This is a genomic window from Lentibacter algarum (assembly GCF_018860975.1).
In the GTDB taxonomy this organism is placed as follows: Bacteria; Pseudomonadota; Alphaproteobacteria; order Rhodobacterales; family Rhodobacteraceae; genus Lentibacter; species Lentibacter algarum_A.
Genome location: NZ_JAHKQI010000006.1, coordinates 18,803 through 33,793 on the forward strand (window position 1 = coordinate 18,803; position 14,991 = coordinate 33,793).

14 protein-coding genes are annotated in these 14,991 nt (G+C 57.1%); all 14 read right to left on the bottom strand.

Annotated features, from left to right (window positions below; all coding sequences use genetic code 11):
- Position 1: 1 nt before the first annotated feature.
- The gene (gene rplK, locus KO498_RS08340) at positions 2 to 427 is read right to left on the bottom strand and encodes a 50S ribosomal protein L11 (protein ID WP_215959453.1); all 426 of its coding nucleotides are present in this window, start codon (positions 425 to 427) and stop codon (positions 2 to 4) included.
- Between the two features lie 161 nt (positions 428 to 588).
- Positions 589 to 1,122 (bottom strand): transcription termination/antitermination protein NusG, encoded by a 534-nt coding sequence (gene nusG / locus KO498_RS08345; protein ID WP_215959454.1) that lies wholly within the window; start codon positions 1,120 to 1,122, stop codon positions 589 to 591.
- A gap of 682 nt (positions 1,123 to 1,804) precedes the next feature.
- Entirely contained in the window at positions 1,805 to 2,002 is a 198-nt protein-coding gene (gene secE / locus KO498_RS08350; protein WP_215959455.1) for a preprotein translocase subunit SecE, read from the bottom strand.
- A 64-nt stretch (positions 2,003 to 2,066) separates the two neighbouring features.
- Positions 2,067 to 2,990 (bottom strand): hypothetical protein, encoded by a 924-nt coding sequence (locus KO498_RS08355; RefSeq protein WP_215959456.1) that lies wholly within the window; start codon positions 2,988 to 2,990, stop codon positions 2,067 to 2,069.
- Positions 2,991 to 3,073: 83 nt separating this feature from the next.
- The gene (locus KO498_RS08360) at positions 3,074 to 3,835 is read right to left on the bottom strand and encodes an SDR family NAD(P)-dependent oxidoreductase (RefSeq protein WP_354667636.1); all 762 of its coding nucleotides are present in this window, start codon (positions 3,833 to 3,835) and stop codon (positions 3,074 to 3,076) included.
- Positions 3,832 to 4,770, bottom strand: a complete 939-nt coding sequence (locus KO498_RS08365) for an NAD-dependent epimerase/dehydratase family protein (RefSeq protein ID WP_215959458.1) — start codon at positions 4,768 to 4,770, stop codon at positions 3,832 to 3,834. Before KO498_RS08365 ends, KO498_RS08360 begins: the two co-directional genes overlap by 4 nt.
- Entirely contained in the window at positions 4,767 to 5,666 is a 900-nt protein-coding gene (locus tag KO498_RS08370) for a bile acid:sodium symporter family protein (protein ID WP_215959459.1), read from the bottom strand. Before KO498_RS08370 ends, KO498_RS08365 begins: the two co-directional genes overlap by 4 nt.
- Positions 5,663 to 6,958 (bottom strand): flavin-containing monooxygenase, encoded by a 1,296-nt coding sequence (locus KO498_RS08375; protein WP_215959460.1) that lies wholly within the window; start codon positions 6,956 to 6,958, stop codon positions 5,663 to 5,665. Before KO498_RS08375 ends, KO498_RS08370 begins: the two co-directional genes overlap by 4 nt.
- 74 nt (positions 6,959 to 7,032) lie before the next feature.
- Entirely contained in the window at positions 7,033 to 8,103 is a 1,071-nt protein-coding gene (locus KO498_RS08380; protein ID WP_215959461.1) for a GGDEF domain-containing protein, read from the bottom strand.
- Positions 8,100 to 8,687 carry a heme NO-binding domain-containing protein gene (locus KO498_RS08385; RefSeq protein WP_215959462.1) on the bottom strand — a complete coding sequence of 196 codons (588 nt, stop codon included), beginning with the start codon at positions 8,685 to 8,687 and terminating at the stop codon, positions 8,100 to 8,102. Before KO498_RS08385 ends, KO498_RS08380 begins: the two co-directional genes overlap by 4 nt.
- Before the next feature lie 59 nt (positions 8,688 to 8,746).
- Positions 8,747 to 10,459: a DUF4153 domain-containing protein gene (locus KO498_RS08390; protein ID WP_215959463.1), complete on the bottom strand. Its 1,713-nt coding sequence runs from the start codon at positions 10,457 to 10,459 to the stop codon at positions 8,747 to 8,749.
- 243 nt (positions 10,460 to 10,702) lie between these two features.
- On the bottom strand, positions 10,703 to 11,578 hold the full coding sequence (locus KO498_RS08395) for an AbaSI family restriction endonuclease (RefSeq protein ID WP_215959464.1): 876 nt from the start codon (positions 11,576 to 11,578) through the stop codon (positions 10,703 to 10,705).
- 214 nt (positions 11,579 to 11,792) lie between these two features.
- Positions 11,793 to 13,364 (bottom strand): trimethylamine methyltransferase family protein, encoded by a 1,572-nt coding sequence (locus KO498_RS08400; RefSeq protein WP_215959465.1) that lies wholly within the window; start codon positions 13,362 to 13,364, stop codon positions 11,793 to 11,795.
- 100 nt (positions 13,365 to 13,464) lie between these two features.
- Positions 13,465 to 14,961 carry an exodeoxyribonuclease VII large subunit gene (gene xseA / locus KO498_RS08405; protein ID WP_215959466.1) on the bottom strand — a complete coding sequence of 499 codons (1,497 nt, stop codon included), beginning with the start codon at positions 14,959 to 14,961 and terminating at the stop codon, positions 13,465 to 13,467.
- Positions 14,962 to 14,991: the final 30 nt, after the last annotated feature.

The following is a 14,991-nucleotide window of genomic DNA, read 5'->3' on the forward strand; positions in this document are numbered from 1 at the left end:
CTTACTTAACCTCGATGCCCATTGAACGTGCGCTGCCCATGATAATTTTCATGCCAGCTTCGACGTCGTTTGCGTTGAGGTCTTTCCACTTTGCCTCGGCGATTTCACGAACCTGCTTGGCCGTGATCGAGCCTGCTGTGTCGCGGCCCGGTGTGCTTGAACCAGACTTCAGCTTGGCTGCTTTCTTGATGAAATACGACGCAGGAGGCGTCTTGATGTCCATCGTGAACGACTTGTCCTGGTAGTATGTGATCACGGTCGGGCACGGTGCACCGGGCTCCATGTCCTGTGTCTTGGCGTTGAACGCCTTACAGAATTCCATGATGTTGATACCGCGTTGACCGAGTGCAGGGCCGACGGGTGGGGATGGGTTGGCTTGACCTGCAGGAACCTGCAGTTTCATCGTGCCAGCGAGTTTCTTCGCCATGAGGCGTCTCCTTTTCCAACAGCATCGGGGCGCGCCCTTTTGCTATCCATGTTGTGTGGTTCGGTCCGGGTACCGCGGCACCCTCGCCTCCCACGCGAGTCGCTGAAATTACTCAGCAAGCTGGGCAAATACACCCATTATTCCGGCTTGGCAAGCCGCGTTTAGCTCTGCTTGGAAACCTGCGTAAACTCAAGTTCTACAGGGGTTTCGCGGCCGAAGATTGACACTGTAACCTTGAGGCGTTGGTTCTCGTCGTCGACTTCTTCGACCATGCCGTCAAAGTCTTCAAACGGGCCGTCGCTGACTTTGACTTTCTCACCGATGTCAAAGCTGATCATCAGTTTCGGAGCATCTTCACCCTCCTGAACACGGCCAAGGATGGTTTGCACTTCGGCGTCGCGCATGGGCATGGGGCGGCCTTGCGGGCCGAGAAAGCCTGTGACGCGGTTGAGCGAGGTGATCAGGTGATAGCCCTGATCCGACATCTCCATGTGCACGAGCACGTAGCCCGGCATAAAGCGGCGCTCGGCGGTGACTTTTTTACCGCGCCGCACTTCGATGATTTCTTCAGTCGGAACAAGCACTTCGTCGATTTGATCAGACAATCCCTGCTCTTCGGCTTGCTGCTCGATTTGTTCTTTGATCTTCTTCTCGAAGTTGCTGAGCACACTTACCGAATACCAACGTTTTGCCATTTTGTGCGTTCCTCTGACGGCCCATTCGGGCGGTTATCCAAAATCCTGATACACTTCGCTTGGGGTAAAACTCTAAGCTCGTGATGTCAGGGATTGGAGGCGGCATAACGCGCTCTGGCGCGGCTTTCAAGCCCTGTTTGGCGCCTTAAGGCTTTGGTCACACCCGTTAACAGAAATTAATTTTTAACATCAAAAACCGGTTGAAACGTCTGAAAGACGCAAGCGGCGGGGTGATTACGGCGCTTGGCTGGCATATCTTGCGGCGCACCGATGCCGCCAAAACCGCCGCATAGGGGCAAAACAGGAGCAAAAAATGCTTTGATAGCAGCAAGATAGCACATAACCCGAAAGGCCGCCCTACCCCAGCGCACCTTGTGGTTAACGCCGCAAAGGCCATAGGCCATGCCCCGAAACCGCTGTGCAGATAGCAGTGCATACCACAGTGCAGACCGCAGTATGCACAGTTTTGCAGCCATGTGTTAACGCGGATTAACTTAACGTGGCGCGCTTAAGGTTAACCCTTCTTGCGCTTTCGCTTCGGCTTGCTTGCGAGCGGCGGTAGAGCTTGCCAACGGCCTTATCAAGCGCAGTGTGGGCGCGGGCGCGCACTTCTTGTCAGCTTAGTCTGCTTAGTCTCATGGGGTGACTATGGCAGTATCATTTGCGGAGGGGGAAAGCGCGTTTAGCCGAAGATATTGAGGACAGCTTCGAGGCCGCCGCGAATGAGGATATCGACCAGCGCGAAGAAGATTGCTGTGAGGGTGGCCATGATGAAGACCATCACGGTTGTCAGCAGCACTTCGCGGCGGGTTGGCCACACAACTTTAGAAACCTCGGCGCGGGTTTGCTGAATAAACTGGAGCGGGTTTGTGCGGGCCATGTGTTCTTCTTTCCTAGCGACTTAGAGGTCACATACGCAGGTCGCCGCGCGATTTCAAGGCTGTTTACTCAGCCGGATTGGTTTGGCTGCGCAATTTGTCGAATGGGTCATCTTTGAGGACATAGGGCTCGCCTTCCTCGAGGGCGCGTTCGGAGCGGCCCAGATCGGGCGAGTAGATGCCATCTGTCCAGCGTTCTGGCAGGCGTGCAAGCAACCCGTCGAGCCTGTCGGCGGCGCGTTGGCATGTCTGCAACAAAGCCTCTGCTTTGGCGGGGCGTTTTTTCTGGTAGTAGGCCCAAACACGATCGGCAAAGTCGCTCACACGGGTGCTGCCCATTAGCAAAAATCCGATCAGCGCCAGCCACAGAACCATGAACGCAAACAGCGCTATGAGCCAGGGTTTGAAGTAGATCAGGGCGGCGATGGCCAGAAAGGTGGCAATTCTCAGGTAGGTTTTGCGTCTGGCGACATCGGCCTCACTTAAGACAGCAACCTTGTGGCTTTCACGGCTCGCGTCGGGCGTGTGCAGTTGCTCGGGCGTGCTGGCGTTTGTTTTACGCAAACGTGGCAAAACGGAGGGCAGCCTGAAAGCCGGCAGCTTCAGGCGTGGGCGCGGCAGCTTCAGGCGCGGGCGCGGCAGGCCCAACCGGCTTGGTCGCAGGTCTTCAACTTCCGGACGAGGCTCGGCTTCGGTCTGGGGGTGTTCTGGTGCGTCTCGCTGCTTGCGGCGCGTCGATCCGGCCGGATTGCGGCATGGAACTGCGGGTGCGAGCGTGGCTTCAGCCGGAGCATTCGCAGCGGTTTCGGCCTCTGCGGGCGCGGTTTGTGCGGCCTTTTTCGACAGGTAGCTGGCGCCCTCAGTGCTTTCTGGACGTGTTTCAAGACGGCGGTTTTCTGTCTCGATGAGCAAGCGCACAATATCCAGCGTTGCATCCTCTTCCGAGGCTGCAATATCGCTGTTTTGCTTAAGATCTTTTCCGGAATCCATGCCGTTTCCACTCTTTCACACCCACTCATCCTAGGGTTGGATGCTGGCCGTCTTGGGGCAGAACTAAGGCAAATAGTAGAAATTCACGGCTTGTTAATGCGTTTGAGCATTTGCCGTTCGTAAAAGTCGGGCCAAATGCGTATCGCCCATGCAGACAGGCGTGCAACCCGCCCTATCGGTGTCATTTTGCGGCGCTTCTTGTAGCCGGAAATTATGGCAACTGCTGCCTCTTTCGGGCTCATATAGTCGATACCGTCTGATGCCGAACCGGGCCTTGTCAGACCGTTTTCCGAGGCCTCGGCCGCGCCGATATTGGTCGCGACAAAGCTTGGGGCTGCAATCAATACGTGTACTCCGTGGGCTGCTTCCTCGCCTCGGAGCGACTTGAAAAAACCCTCTAGCGCGTGCTTGCTTGCGGCATAGGCCGTGCGCCGCACAAGCGGTGCAAACCCCGCAACCGAGCTGATTGCAAGGTGTGTGCCCTGTGCGGCGCGAACCGCCAGAAACACATTCCGCGCCAAAGCGACCGATGCGAAGTAGTTCACTTCAAAGACCCGCCGGTGCTGGCGCTCGTTATCATCTTCAAAGGCAGCCAAACTCGTAACGCCTTGCGCGTAGATCACCAGATCAATCGCGGGATGGGCTTTGGTGATGCCTTCACAAGCCTCCCTCAAAGCCGCAGCGTCGGTCATGTCACAGCCGACTGTTTCGCACCCCTCAAGGCCGGCGAGCGCGGCAGAGGGCAAGTCAAGCGCGACCACATGAAAGCCCTCGTTCAGCAACTCGGCAGTCAGCGCACGGCCAAGCCCCCCCGCGCCACCAGCGATAAGTGCAACGCGGCTCACAAGCCCTCTCCTTTGCACCATAAGTCAAACACCTCGGCGCTTGTCAGCTCGGGGGTGTATCCGAAACCGGCCTTCAGGGCGCGGTTGTCAAGCATCGGGCGATACTGCAAAAACCTGACTTGCTCGGGCCCGTAGCGGCTTAGGCCCAAGGGTTTGGCAACCGCGAGTGCAGCTTTGAGCGCCCAAGCCGGAAGAGTGCGCAGCGGCTTGTTCATGCGTTTGGCCAGGGCCTGCATGCTAACCTGCCCGTCACCGGCAACATTATAGATACCTGCGGGCCCGGCCGCTGCCGCACGCGCGACGACCTGCGCCAAGTCCTTTGCCCAAATGAACACGAAGCCCCCTGTCGCGCCTGAAACTGTCAGCAGTTTTGGCCGCCGAAACAGCGCGGTGATCTGGTTGTCGGTGCCGACATCAAGCACCGTGCCGACGCGCAACACCACTTGCTCAAGATCAGGGTGTTCTGCGCGGGCCTTTTCCAAACGCTCTTCCACCAGTCGTTTGTGATGCGCATAGGCAAAGGCCTCGTTGCCTTCCAGCGGCGAGTCTTCGAGCAGAAAGGCTTTGTTGCGCGGGTGATAGCCATAGGCCGCCCCCGAAGATGTTACGACCAGCCGCCGCACAGAATGCGTGAGACAGGCCTGCAAGACGTTTTCACTGCCTTGCACGTCAACGCTGTATTCAAACTCGCGTGTTGAGCCTTTGGAAGGTGTGACGATCGAGGCCAGATGAATGACCACATCAGGTTTGATGCGCCCGATCACGGCCTCTGCGTCTGTGCCTGTCACATCAAGGCGCTCGAACACAGCATTTTCCGGCATGCCCTCGTAGGGCTGCAAATCTGTCAAGATCAGCTCATGATCAGAGCTGTCGAGCACAGACGCAACGGCCCGCCCGACAAGCCCTGAGGCGCCGGTGATCAGCACACGGCTCATGTTTTGGGCGCTCTGTTGATCAGCATTGCCATTGTGATGCCCGATATCGCATGCCAGATACCCCAAAACGCTGCGACGATGGCCATGCCGCCGAGCCCGTTAAAGAACCCGAAAATCAGCACCAGCCCGAGGCCGGAATTTTGAATGCCGGTTTCGATCATCAGGGCGCGTTTATCGGGGCTATCCAGCCTGAAGGCAGCGCCCGTCAGCCAGCCCGTCCCCAGCGCCAGACCGTTGTGCAAGAACACCAGCCCCGCAACGATCCATGCATAGCCGAGGAAGAACGCCCAGTTCGCGGCCAGCGCGAGAATGATGAACGCCACAAAGATGCTCATCGACAGAATTTGCATCGGACGGCGCAGCTTTCGTGCCAGCTCTTCGCGCGTGCTATTCAGCCAAATGCCAAGGCACAAAGGCAACACGAGCATGAACGCCACCGTGACAGCAACCTGCAACGGGCTGATCTCGGTTGCTTGCAGCAAGGCACGGCTGGGCGCATAAAGGTTGCCCCAGAAGGCAATGTTTACCGGCGTGAGAACAATTGCCCCTAGCGTTGCAATGCCTGTGAGTGTCACCGATAGCGCGGTGTTTCCGCCTGCGCGATGAGTGATAAAGTTCGAGATATTGCCGCCCGGGCAAGCCGCGACCAGGATCAGCCCCAAAGCGATAGACGCGCTCGGCTGCATCACCAGCACCAAGATGAAGGTGACAAGGGGCAGCAACAGAAACTGCGAGAGCACGCCCGCGATAACGGGGCGCGGTGCTTTCAGAATGCGTAGGAAATCATCCACACGCAGATCAAGTGCTATCGAGAACATGACAATCGCGAGGATGCCGTTCAGCAGCGTCAGCGAGCCGGGGCTGAAATTGAGCATGATTTCATCAATGCCGTTCATTTCGCCCCCCTTAATGCTTTGATTTCACTGTGCAACTTTGCAAGGTAGGTGCGCTTGTCGACGTAGTAGGCCATGCGCGGCAGATCAATATAACCCATTCCGCCAGTTGCGCGTTCAAAGCCTGCTTGCTTGCGCTGGCGCAACGCGGAAGCGCCTGAGCTTTGCAAATCAGCGAGGTAGAGCGCCACCATCTCGGCTTGATCAGCCCTGCCCTGCCAGCCAAGGCCCGAAGCCTCGACCATACCAAGCACAAACAGATCGTCGCGCTCGGGATGCATGCAGTTGAGGTAAAGATGCGGCGCATCACGCTGCCAGTTGAGCAGCCCTTTGTCCAAATACGGGTAGTGCAATTTGTAGCCAGTGGCACAGAGCACCATGTCATAATCGCCGTTGCTGCCGTCCTTGAACCACACGGTGTCGCCTTCAAAGCGGTCAACATCTTTGCGAACGGTGATGTCGCCGTGGCCCGCGTGAAACAGGATCATCGAATTCACGATCGGGTGGCTTTCATACAGTTTGTAATCAGGCTTCGGAAAGCCGTAGCGCTGAGGATCACCGACAAACCAGCTGAGCAACCATTTGTCGATCGGCCGCTTGAGCCACATCGGGAGTTTGATCGCACCACCAACAGTGTCGGCGGGCTTTCCAAACACATATTTGGGCACAAAATAATACCCGCGCCGCAGCGATATATCGCAGTTTTTGCCATGATGGATCGCGTCGACTGCGATGTCACAGCCCGAGTTCCCTGCGCCGATGATCAAAACCCGTTTGTCCGCAAACTGCCTTGGATCGCGATACTCGGAGGCATGGATCAGCTCGCCTGAAAACTTGCCTTCAAAGGCAGGCATGTTCGGCTCGGAGAGGGTTCCGTTCGCGGCCAGGATGCCTTTGAACAGCGCATTCTTTTCTTCGCCGCCTTCGCGCCAAGTAACGCGCCAGGCCTCGCCTTCGGGCACGGCGCTGAGCACTTCAGCGCCAAAGCGGTAATGCTGGTAGAGCTCGAAATGACGGGCAAAGTCACGGAAATACGCGAGCACATCCCGGTGTGACGGATACTCCGCAACCTCGTCTTTCATCGGGAATTCATCAAACTCGGTCATCGTTTTGGACGAAATAAGATGCGCGGTTTCATACATTGTCGAGCGCGGCCCGTCGATGTCCCACAAGCCGCCGACGTCGGAGTTCAGCTCAAAGCCCTGAAAGGGCACTGCATGTTTGCTCAGCGCACGCGCCGCGGCCAGCCCCATCGGGCCCGCACCAATAAGGGCATATTTCTCTGCATAATCCATACCTCATGCGAGCGTAGCTTGCGCATAAAAGCAAGCAAAAGCTGGCGGTGTCCTAACGTAAACTTGAGAGGAAACTAGCTGCGGCGGCGTTCTTGCGGCGCATCCGGCTTGGCGTTGGCGGGTGTTTTGCTCGCTGCGATGGCGCCGATGCCTGCCTCTCTCATGTTCTTGGAGAAAAATCTGTGCTGCGCGCGGCCTGCATTTTTTGAGGCGTATAAGGCCAAGTCGGCATCTGCCAGTATTTCGGCGGCGCTCGGGTGCTCATAGCCGACAGAGAGCACTGTGCCGCAGCTCGCGGAGATATGACAGAGATGTTCTCCAAACGGCATCGGCTCTTCAAGTTTTTTGATGATACGCTCGGCGACTTTTGCCAGCATTTTCCGATCGGTCAGTTCGTCGAAGATAATGACAAACTCGTCGCCGCCAACCCGGGCAACGGTGTCTTCCTTGCGGGTTTCCTCAACCATCACGCGCGCGACGTTTTGCAAAACATGGTCGCCCGCCGCATGGCCCAAGGTGTCATTCACCGCTTTAAAATAGTCGAGATCAAGGTGCATCAAGGCAAATGTGCGCTCGGATCCTGTCAGCCGTTCGAGCACATGGTCCATAGCACGCCGGTTTTTCAGGCCGGTGAGCGTGTCGGTAAAGGCCTGTTCTTCTGCGGCAATTTTTGCGCCCTGCAAACGCAAGTTCAAGGTGCGCGAGGCCTCCATCGCGGCTGACTTTGCCTCAACCAGATAGAGCATCTCGATCGCAAGATCGGTCACGGCAAAGTCTGTGCTGGTCAGGGCGTAGTCGCGCACCGCGTCCATCAAGGAGATGCCGAATGACAGGTTGACGACAGCCCCCTGCCCGTCAGGCAGCGGCGCAAGAACGCCTTTCAAGTCGGTTTGGGGGGCATCGCGAAACCGCATATGCAGTTTGACTTTGGCACTTTCCAAGAGCTGGGACATTGACGTAACAGCGCGCGGTCTGCGCAGCTCGAACAACTCCATGAACCGGCGACCGACGAGCACAGAGTCTGGACGCAGCTTTTGTAAAACCGGGCCAACATGTGTGATGTGACCTGTCTCATCAAGTTGCAAGTGCATCGGACAGAACAGGTCAAACAACTCTGCCAGATCTTTTTGCCGCATACTGCTCATCCGGTTCGCACCCCGAGCTCAAAACCGCGACCGGCGGCAAATGCTGTTTCGATCACTCTGATTTCGATAATTTCGACACCGCTACGGCTTGCCAGACGTTCAAGAAAAACCAAGGCGCCATAGTCATCGGCCATCGCCCGCAGAACGCCCATCAAGACAGCAGCAAACCCTCGCACGCGGCCTTCAACGGAGACGCTAAACTGCTCGATCGAATGCTCTCGCAGCTCAAGCTTTGGCAGCTCCAATTCGGCAACTGCAAGTCGGGTTCTGTCAGGCAAGTCGTCAAGCGAATGCAAAAATTCGATGAAGTCAACACCACCGAAGCGCAGCAACCGGCGAACAGCCTCGCAGTTTTTGTGAGTGACGAGATAGGTTCCGATATCTTCCAGAATGACTTCCGAAGGCGTTCCAACCTCGTCAGACAGGGCCTTCAGGACAGCAAGTGTTGTGCTGTCATCATAGGCGAGCATTGCCTCGAATTCTGTCGTTTTCAGCCCCGCAGCCGCAACCGCGGCGCCCCAGACTGAAGCATCGTAAGTGTCCTGTGCGAAACACTGAATTGTGCGATTTATCAGCCCGTGCATCAGCCTCTTTCCTTTTAAGAGCACCCTGCATCAAAGAAGTTAACATGCCGTCAATACTTTCAATTGTTCGGAACAAGCAGCACATCGCCAAAGCTGAGAAATTCCTGCGTCACGGGTTTGACGGTGAACTCGCCAGCCATGGCCTTTTCAAAGAGATCGTTCGGCAAACCGACAACTTCAGTGCCCTTGCGGAAACGAACACTGCCCTGGATCACATATTTATCAGTCTGGAACACGAGGTTCATCGGGTAGCGTGACTTCTGCGAGATCAACACCGCGCGGGTTTGTGACATGGCGTTTTCGGGAAGCATGAGGATCACACAGCTTGGTTCTGTCGCTTTCGGGCAATTGTTCTCAAATGATCTGAGCGCATAGTCCGGCATGCCGTCTAGAATGTCTGACAACGCCGCGGTTTGTGGCCGCATGGCGATGCGCGGGGCAAGGGCCTCGCGGCGGTTTTGCAGGCTCACGGTGTCCTGTTCACGGCGAAACGACCAAATGCTCTGTGCTTTGCGCGCGTCGGCAATTTTCTCTTTGAGCGCGTCGTTGTCGCTGGTTTCCAGTGCCGCAAGCGTGGCCTCACCGGGCTTGCCCCAGTCATGCGCGAGCTCATAGAGCGGCAGGTCTTTCACTTCGGTTTCGCCGGCTTCAAAACGCGCCAGCTGGCTTTTGGCCGAGAGGCGCTCGGCGTTGATCAACGGGGTAAGCCACAAGACCGCGCCTGCACAGGTCGCGAGGGCCATATAAAGGTTGCCCTGCCGCAGCTTTTGTTGCCAGTCGCCGCCTTTGAGGGCCGCATAGGCATAGTAAAGCGCATAGGCGCTGAGAAAGAGCGCAGCATATGCGGCGATAACCCGCGACGGTGTCCAGCCATATGCAGCAACCCGCAGCCACACCGCGTAGACAGCCAAGCCGACCAGCGCGGGCAAAAGCACCGCCAGTGCGCGCGACGAGAACACCATAAACCGTGTCGTGGCGGCGTTTTCATCGTCGCGGTCGATCAGCGTGGTGATCAGGGTGATCGCGCCGAAGGCAACGCTCATCAGAACGGTCGCGGTAGACAGCTTGCCAAACAGCCCCGTCAGCCCGCGCAGCGGCAATGCGCCGAGGAATATGACCACGACCACCAGCACCAGCGGCACCAGCATCCGCAACAAGCGGTGCACCAGCACCGGCGAGACGTAGTCGCGCAGCTCGTAAACCGTCGCAATTCCGAGCCCGAAGACCGCCCCCCAAAGGGTGAAGACAACGATTTCTTTGCTGAGCAGATCACCGATGAAGCGCACGCCAACCAGCGTTAGAAGTTCGTCAGACAGGAAGAGCACCAGAAAGATCAGCCCGACAAAAACCGAGCCGGCAAGAAAGCGGATGAAGACGCCCCAGTAGCCATCAAACAGCCTTTGATAATTGCGCCAGCCGCCTTTTTCCTGAAGGTTTGACGCCGCAAAGGGGATAGAGATCACAACGATTGCGATCAGCGCAATGACGGTGTGACCAGCCGAGAAAAACTCCTGTGATGTGGTAAACCGCAGCCCGCCCATCCAGGTGAGCAGCGTGACAACAACAGCGATTGCAGCGGAAGGAAGAAGCGCCCGCTCGGGCCGCTCGGGCCCGACAAGCGCCAGCACCGAAAAACAAAAGACCGTCGCAAAAATTGCGGCGCAATGTAACGCCCAACCTGTGGAAACAAGGTCTGGAAGATAGTCAATGAACACCCATAACAGCAGGCCCGAAAACCCGCCTATCAGTGTCAGTTCCAACCGCTTTATCATTGTAAAATGCTCCTGAATTTGGGGCCACTATAGGCACGATTATCAAAGCATTCACGCAGATATTGCGCAGTGTTTCAGCAGAATTGTTGCAGCTGTGACAAGTGAACGCGCCGGGCTTCAAGTTTCAAGCGCAGCGAAGGGCGGGTTTGAGCCTCGTTACCAGATTTCTGCAATCCAGCTAATGTCAGCTATCAGGCGAGAGTCAAAAACACTCAGCAACTGCTTGAGTTTTGAGCTGTTACTTCAAATACGAACCTTCTCACATGTCTTTATCCGGTCGAAAGAAATAACGTCTGGATCAGTTTCTGTCATTCGTGGCTGGAAGGTGCCCACATATCGAAGCAAGCTATACCCAAGTGCATCTTTCGCCTTTGCAAAGACGATGGCCTTCCGGTTTGGATCCTCGCGAATGGCCCGTCTTTGCTTTGTGATCGACACCCTTCCTGCTGAGTTGATCGCCCGCTCATGGATTACCTTCCCATCTTCCGAAAGTTCATTCCGCCACATGCCGTGCTCGAACAACCTTGGGAACCACAGATAATAGTCGCTATCGGGAATTCCCCATGCTCCTCTTTGCCAGCCCTTTCCCTTGAAGCCGAAACACCGCATCGCGTCGATCTGCTTCCGAAACACAACGTTGTCCGCAATTCTCACAAACCCACGCTCGATCACTGGCTCAGGCGAGTATCGCGTTTCGAAATTCCAGGGCAAAAAATCAAATTTCCTCGCTTTTTGAATGCGTATTCTCTTAACGAATTCATCCACTTCTCTTCTGACTTCAGATAAGGATTTAAGCGTCTTGTCATCGTTCTGAGTCTTCAGTCTCTCGATTGTATGTCCCGTCGCCAAAACGATGTCTCGTGTCCGAAGCGTATCCTTCTCTTTTGCAACCTCCTGCTCGTGGTGCGGCTCATCAATTTCAAGATGAAGATCAAACTGTGGAAAATATAGGTCAGTCAGCGCGTATGCACCGCTTTTCTTTCGTACATATTGTTGCGTTACAAACTCGATCTCGTCGTCGTCCAGCGCATGGATAATCCGCGAGACAATAAAAAATTCCCATTTCTTGTTTCGGATCTTCTGGAGGCTGCGCAGGATATAGTCGGTTTTCGCGGACATTTTGGAGTTCCTCTGGGTGCTATTGGGTCATTTATTGAATGAAATTGACCAAATTACATCAACCGAAATTTGATTGAACGGGCACCCAAGAAACACCATTTCTTAAACATTCGCCGAAGCCGACATCGAAGAGCCAACAGCGAACGTCAGCTAAGTCCGCACAGCAGTCATTCACTCTGCCTTTTATCAAAGCCTGTGCTCTGTCAGTAGTCCGTCAGTAATCTGTTGGTGCGCCGCCTTCTTCTTTGCGTTTGGCGACGAAGGCGGCGAGTTCTTCGCGGATGCTCTCATCCATTGGTGGGGCCTCGAAGCTACTGATGATCTCTTTGTAGATGTGGTGCGCACGCTCGGGTGTCCAGACGGCGCCTGCGGCGTCCCATGCTTCAAAGTTGCGCCAGTCGCTGAGGTAGGGCTGATAGAAGGCCGTTGTGTAGCGGTCTTGGGTGTGTTGCAGCCCGAAGAAGTGCCCCTGCTGGCCGACTTCGGCGATCGCATCGATGGCGATGTCGTCGGGGGTTGTCGCAAATGTGGCCGGCTCCAGATAGCGCTGGATCTGCTGCAATATCTCGCAATCCATGATGAACTTTTCGGGGCTTGCTATCAGCCCGCCTTCAAGCCAGCCCGCCGCGTGGTAGACGAGGTTGGTGCCTGATTGCACGGCCGCCCAGAGGCTGTTGGAGGTTTCCCACATTGCCTGCCCGTCGGGCACATTGGCCGCGCAAACGCCTGAAGAGCGCATCGGCAAGCCGTAAAAGCGCGCGAGCTGGCCTGTCATTTGTGTGGCGCGCATGTATTCGGGTGTGCCAAAAGCGGGTGCGCCTGATTTCATGTCAACATTGCTGGTGAATGTGCCGATCGCGCAAGCCGCGCCAGGGCGGATGTATTGCGCCAGGGCCACGGCGATCAGCCCCTCGGCGATCGACTGCGCCACAGCGCCCGCCATTGTCACGGGGGCCATCGCACCGGCCAGTGTGAAAGGCGTGATGATCAGCCCTTGATTGCGCCGTGCAAGACGCATCCAGCCATCAAGCATCGGCTCGTCGTGTTTGAGCGGTGAGGTCGAGTTGATGTTGGTATACATCTTCGGGCCTTCGTCAAACTCTTCGTGGGAATGCCCGCCCGCAATGCGCACCATCTCCATGCAGTCTTCGACCCGCTCCTTACCGAGCGAATAGGTGTGCACGACCTTGTCGGTGAGCGTCAGCTTGTCGTAGAGCACGTCAAGGTGACGGATGCTGGCGTGAATATCCTGAGGCTCAACCGGATAGCCGCCGCAGAAGTGAATGCAGTTGAAATACTGGCTGAGCTTGATCAGATCGGCGCACATTTCACGGGTGCCGGTCATTTTGCGGCCTGTTTCCATTGTCCAGTAGGAGGGCGGTGAAGAGACGTTGCCAAACAGGATATGCCCGTCGCCGACGATCAGTTCACGCTCTTTGTTGCGCGGGGTCATTTTCCAGCTGGAGGGCGCTTTGCCGATCAGCTCCATAACCATATCACGGCCCATGCGCACGTTTTCGCCCTTAATGGTTGCGCCCATTTCACGAAAGATTTCAAGGGCTTCGGCGTTGAGTATCTCGATGCCGATCTCTTCCAAGATGCGCATGGCGCCGTTGTGAATGGCCTGCACGCCCTCTTCATCGAGGGGCTCTGTGGGTCTGTCGATGTTCTTGGGCAAGCGCCATGGCATTTGCTCGATAACATCTGCGCCGCGCCGTTCGGCTGCGCCTGCGCGTCCGCCACTGCGACCCCGATTTCCCCCACTCCTGCGTGTTCCTCGTGCCATGTCAATCACTCCCGTTGCTTGGCATGATGGTCGCGCGCAAGGGGCGGCTGCGCCTGTCGGTTGGCGACACATCCTGTCGGAAACAGAACATGCTGTGCGGCTAGAAAAGCGAGCCTTGGTCGGTTGGCTTGGTAGGTTTGGGTTTTGGTTTGGCTTTCGCAGCTGCTTCGCCGCCCTCACCCAACGCCATGAGGCCATCGGCGAACTCGATCTCGAGCGCCCCTGCTTTGGCGGCGGCTTTTTTGGTGGTCACAACACCGCTCTCACCGCGCACTACGGCATAACCGCGCCCGAGAGTGGCTTTGTAGCTCAGGGTTTCGCGCAGGCGGTCGGTCGCTTCCAGCCGCTCGGTGAGGCTACGCAGCTGCGCGCGGCCCGTGTCGGAAATGCGCTTGGTGAGGCGCGTGAGGTCGGTTTGTTTGCGCTGCATGTCAGCTTGAAGGGCTTGCAAGTTCATCCGTGCGCTCAGGCCTGTGAGGCGTTGGCGCTCGCCACTCACCGCTCGGGTAAGTATTGAGGGCCGCAAGGAGCCTGTGACTTCCGAGAGGGTCACTTGCCGCGTTTGCACGCCGTGGCGCAGGGCGGCTGGCAGGCGCTCGGCGGCGCGGTCCATGCGTTGTCGCGCAGGTTCAACAAGGCTTTCGGGGCGCGGAATGGCGCGGGCAAGGTCGCGCAGACGCTGGCCGCGACGCTCGACATTACCGGTGAGGGCCGTGCTCATCCGTGCGCCCTGTTCGTTGACCCAAGCCATCAGCTCAAGCCGCACCGGCACCGCGAGCTCGGCGGCAGCTGTGGGTGTGGGCGCGCGTTTATCCGAGACAAAGTCGATCAGCGTGGTGTCTGTTTCGTGGCCGACCGCCGAGATCAGCGGGATATCTGACGCGGCCACGGCACGGGCGACAATTTCCTCGTTGAAGCTCCACAAGTCTTCAACCGAGCCACCGCCGCGGGCGACGATCAAGAGATCGGGCCGCGGCATGGCCCCACCCTGGCTCATCGCGTTGAAGCCTTCGATGGCGCGCGCCACCTCGCCTGCGGATTTGTCGCCCTGCACGGCCACCGGCCAGACCAGAACCTTGCGCGGGAAGCGATCGCGCAGGCGGTGCAGGATATCGCGGATGACCGCACCGGAGGGCGACGTGACCACGCCGATGATCTGCGGCAAATAGGGGATCGGCTTTTTCAGCTCGGGGGCAAAAAGCCCTTCAGCTGCCAGCATCTGCTTGCGTTTTTCGAGCATCGCCATGAGCGCGCCGACACCTGCGGGGCGGATCTCCTCGATGATGATCTGATATCGCGACTGTCCGGCGAAGGTTGTCAGGCGGCCGACGGCGACAACTTCCATGCCCTCCTCGGGCTGCACCTGAAGGCGGCTTGCGACGCCCTTCCAGATGATGCCGTTGATGACGGCTTTGTCATCCTTGAGATCAAGATACAGATGCCCCGAGCGCGGGCGCGACACGCGGCCAACCTCGCCGCGAATGCGGACATGGGCGAACTCGCCCTCGATGAGGCGTTTGATCGCGCCCGAAATGTCGGAAACCGAAAACTCGGGGGCATTTGCGCCTTCTTCGGGGTCATCTATCAGGTCTGACATCAGGCCACTCTCTTGTTTCTTGCTGGCTGC

Coding starts and splice junctions, on each gene's coding strand:
- KO498_RS08400 (WP_215959465.1), bottom strand. CDS start 13,364: ATGGCACGAGGAACACGCAGGAGTGGGGGAAATCGGGGTCGCAGTGGC.
- KO498_RS08370 (WP_215959459.1), bottom strand. CDS start 5,666: ATGAACGGCATTGATGAAATCATGCTCAATTTCAGCCCCGGCTCGCTG.
- secE (WP_215959455.1), bottom strand. CDS start 2,002: ATGGCCCGCACAAACCCGCTCCAGTTTATTCAGCAAACCCGCGCCGAG.
- KO498_RS08375 (WP_215959460.1), bottom strand. CDS start 6,958: ATGGATTATGCAGAGAAATATGCCCTTATTGGTGCGGGCCCGATGGGG.
- rplK (WP_215959453.1), bottom strand. CDS start 427: ATGGCGAAGAAACTCGCTGGCACGATGAAACTGCAGGTTCCTGCAGGT.
- nusG (WP_215959454.1), bottom strand. CDS start 1,122: ATGGCAAAACGTTGGTATTCGGTAAGTGTGCTCAGCAACTTCGAGAAG.
- KO498_RS08390 (WP_215959463.1), bottom strand. CDS start 10,459: ATGATAAAGCGGTTGGAACTGACACTGATAGGCGGGTTTTCGGGCCTG.
- KO498_RS08355 (WP_215959456.1), bottom strand. CDS start 2,990: ATGGATTCCGGAAAAGATCTTAAGCAAAACAGCGATATTGCAGCCTCG.
- KO498_RS08385 (WP_215959462.1), bottom strand. CDS start 8,687: ATGCACGGGCTGATAAATCGCACAATTCAGTGTTTCGCACAGGACACT.
- xseA (WP_215959466.1), bottom strand. CDS start 14,961: ATGTCAGACCTGATAGATGACCCCGAAGAAGGCGCAAATGCCCCCGAG.
- KO498_RS08380 (WP_215959461.1), bottom strand. CDS start 8,103: ATGAGCAGTATGCGGCAAAAAGATCTGGCAGAGTTGTTTGACCTGTTC.
- KO498_RS08395 (WP_215959464.1), bottom strand. CDS start 11,578: ATGTCCGCGAAAACCGACTATATCCTGCGCAGCCTCCAGAAGATCCGA.
- KO498_RS08365 (WP_215959458.1), bottom strand. CDS start 4,770: ATGAGCCGTGTGCTGATCACCGGCGCCTCAGGGCTTGTCGGGCGGGCC.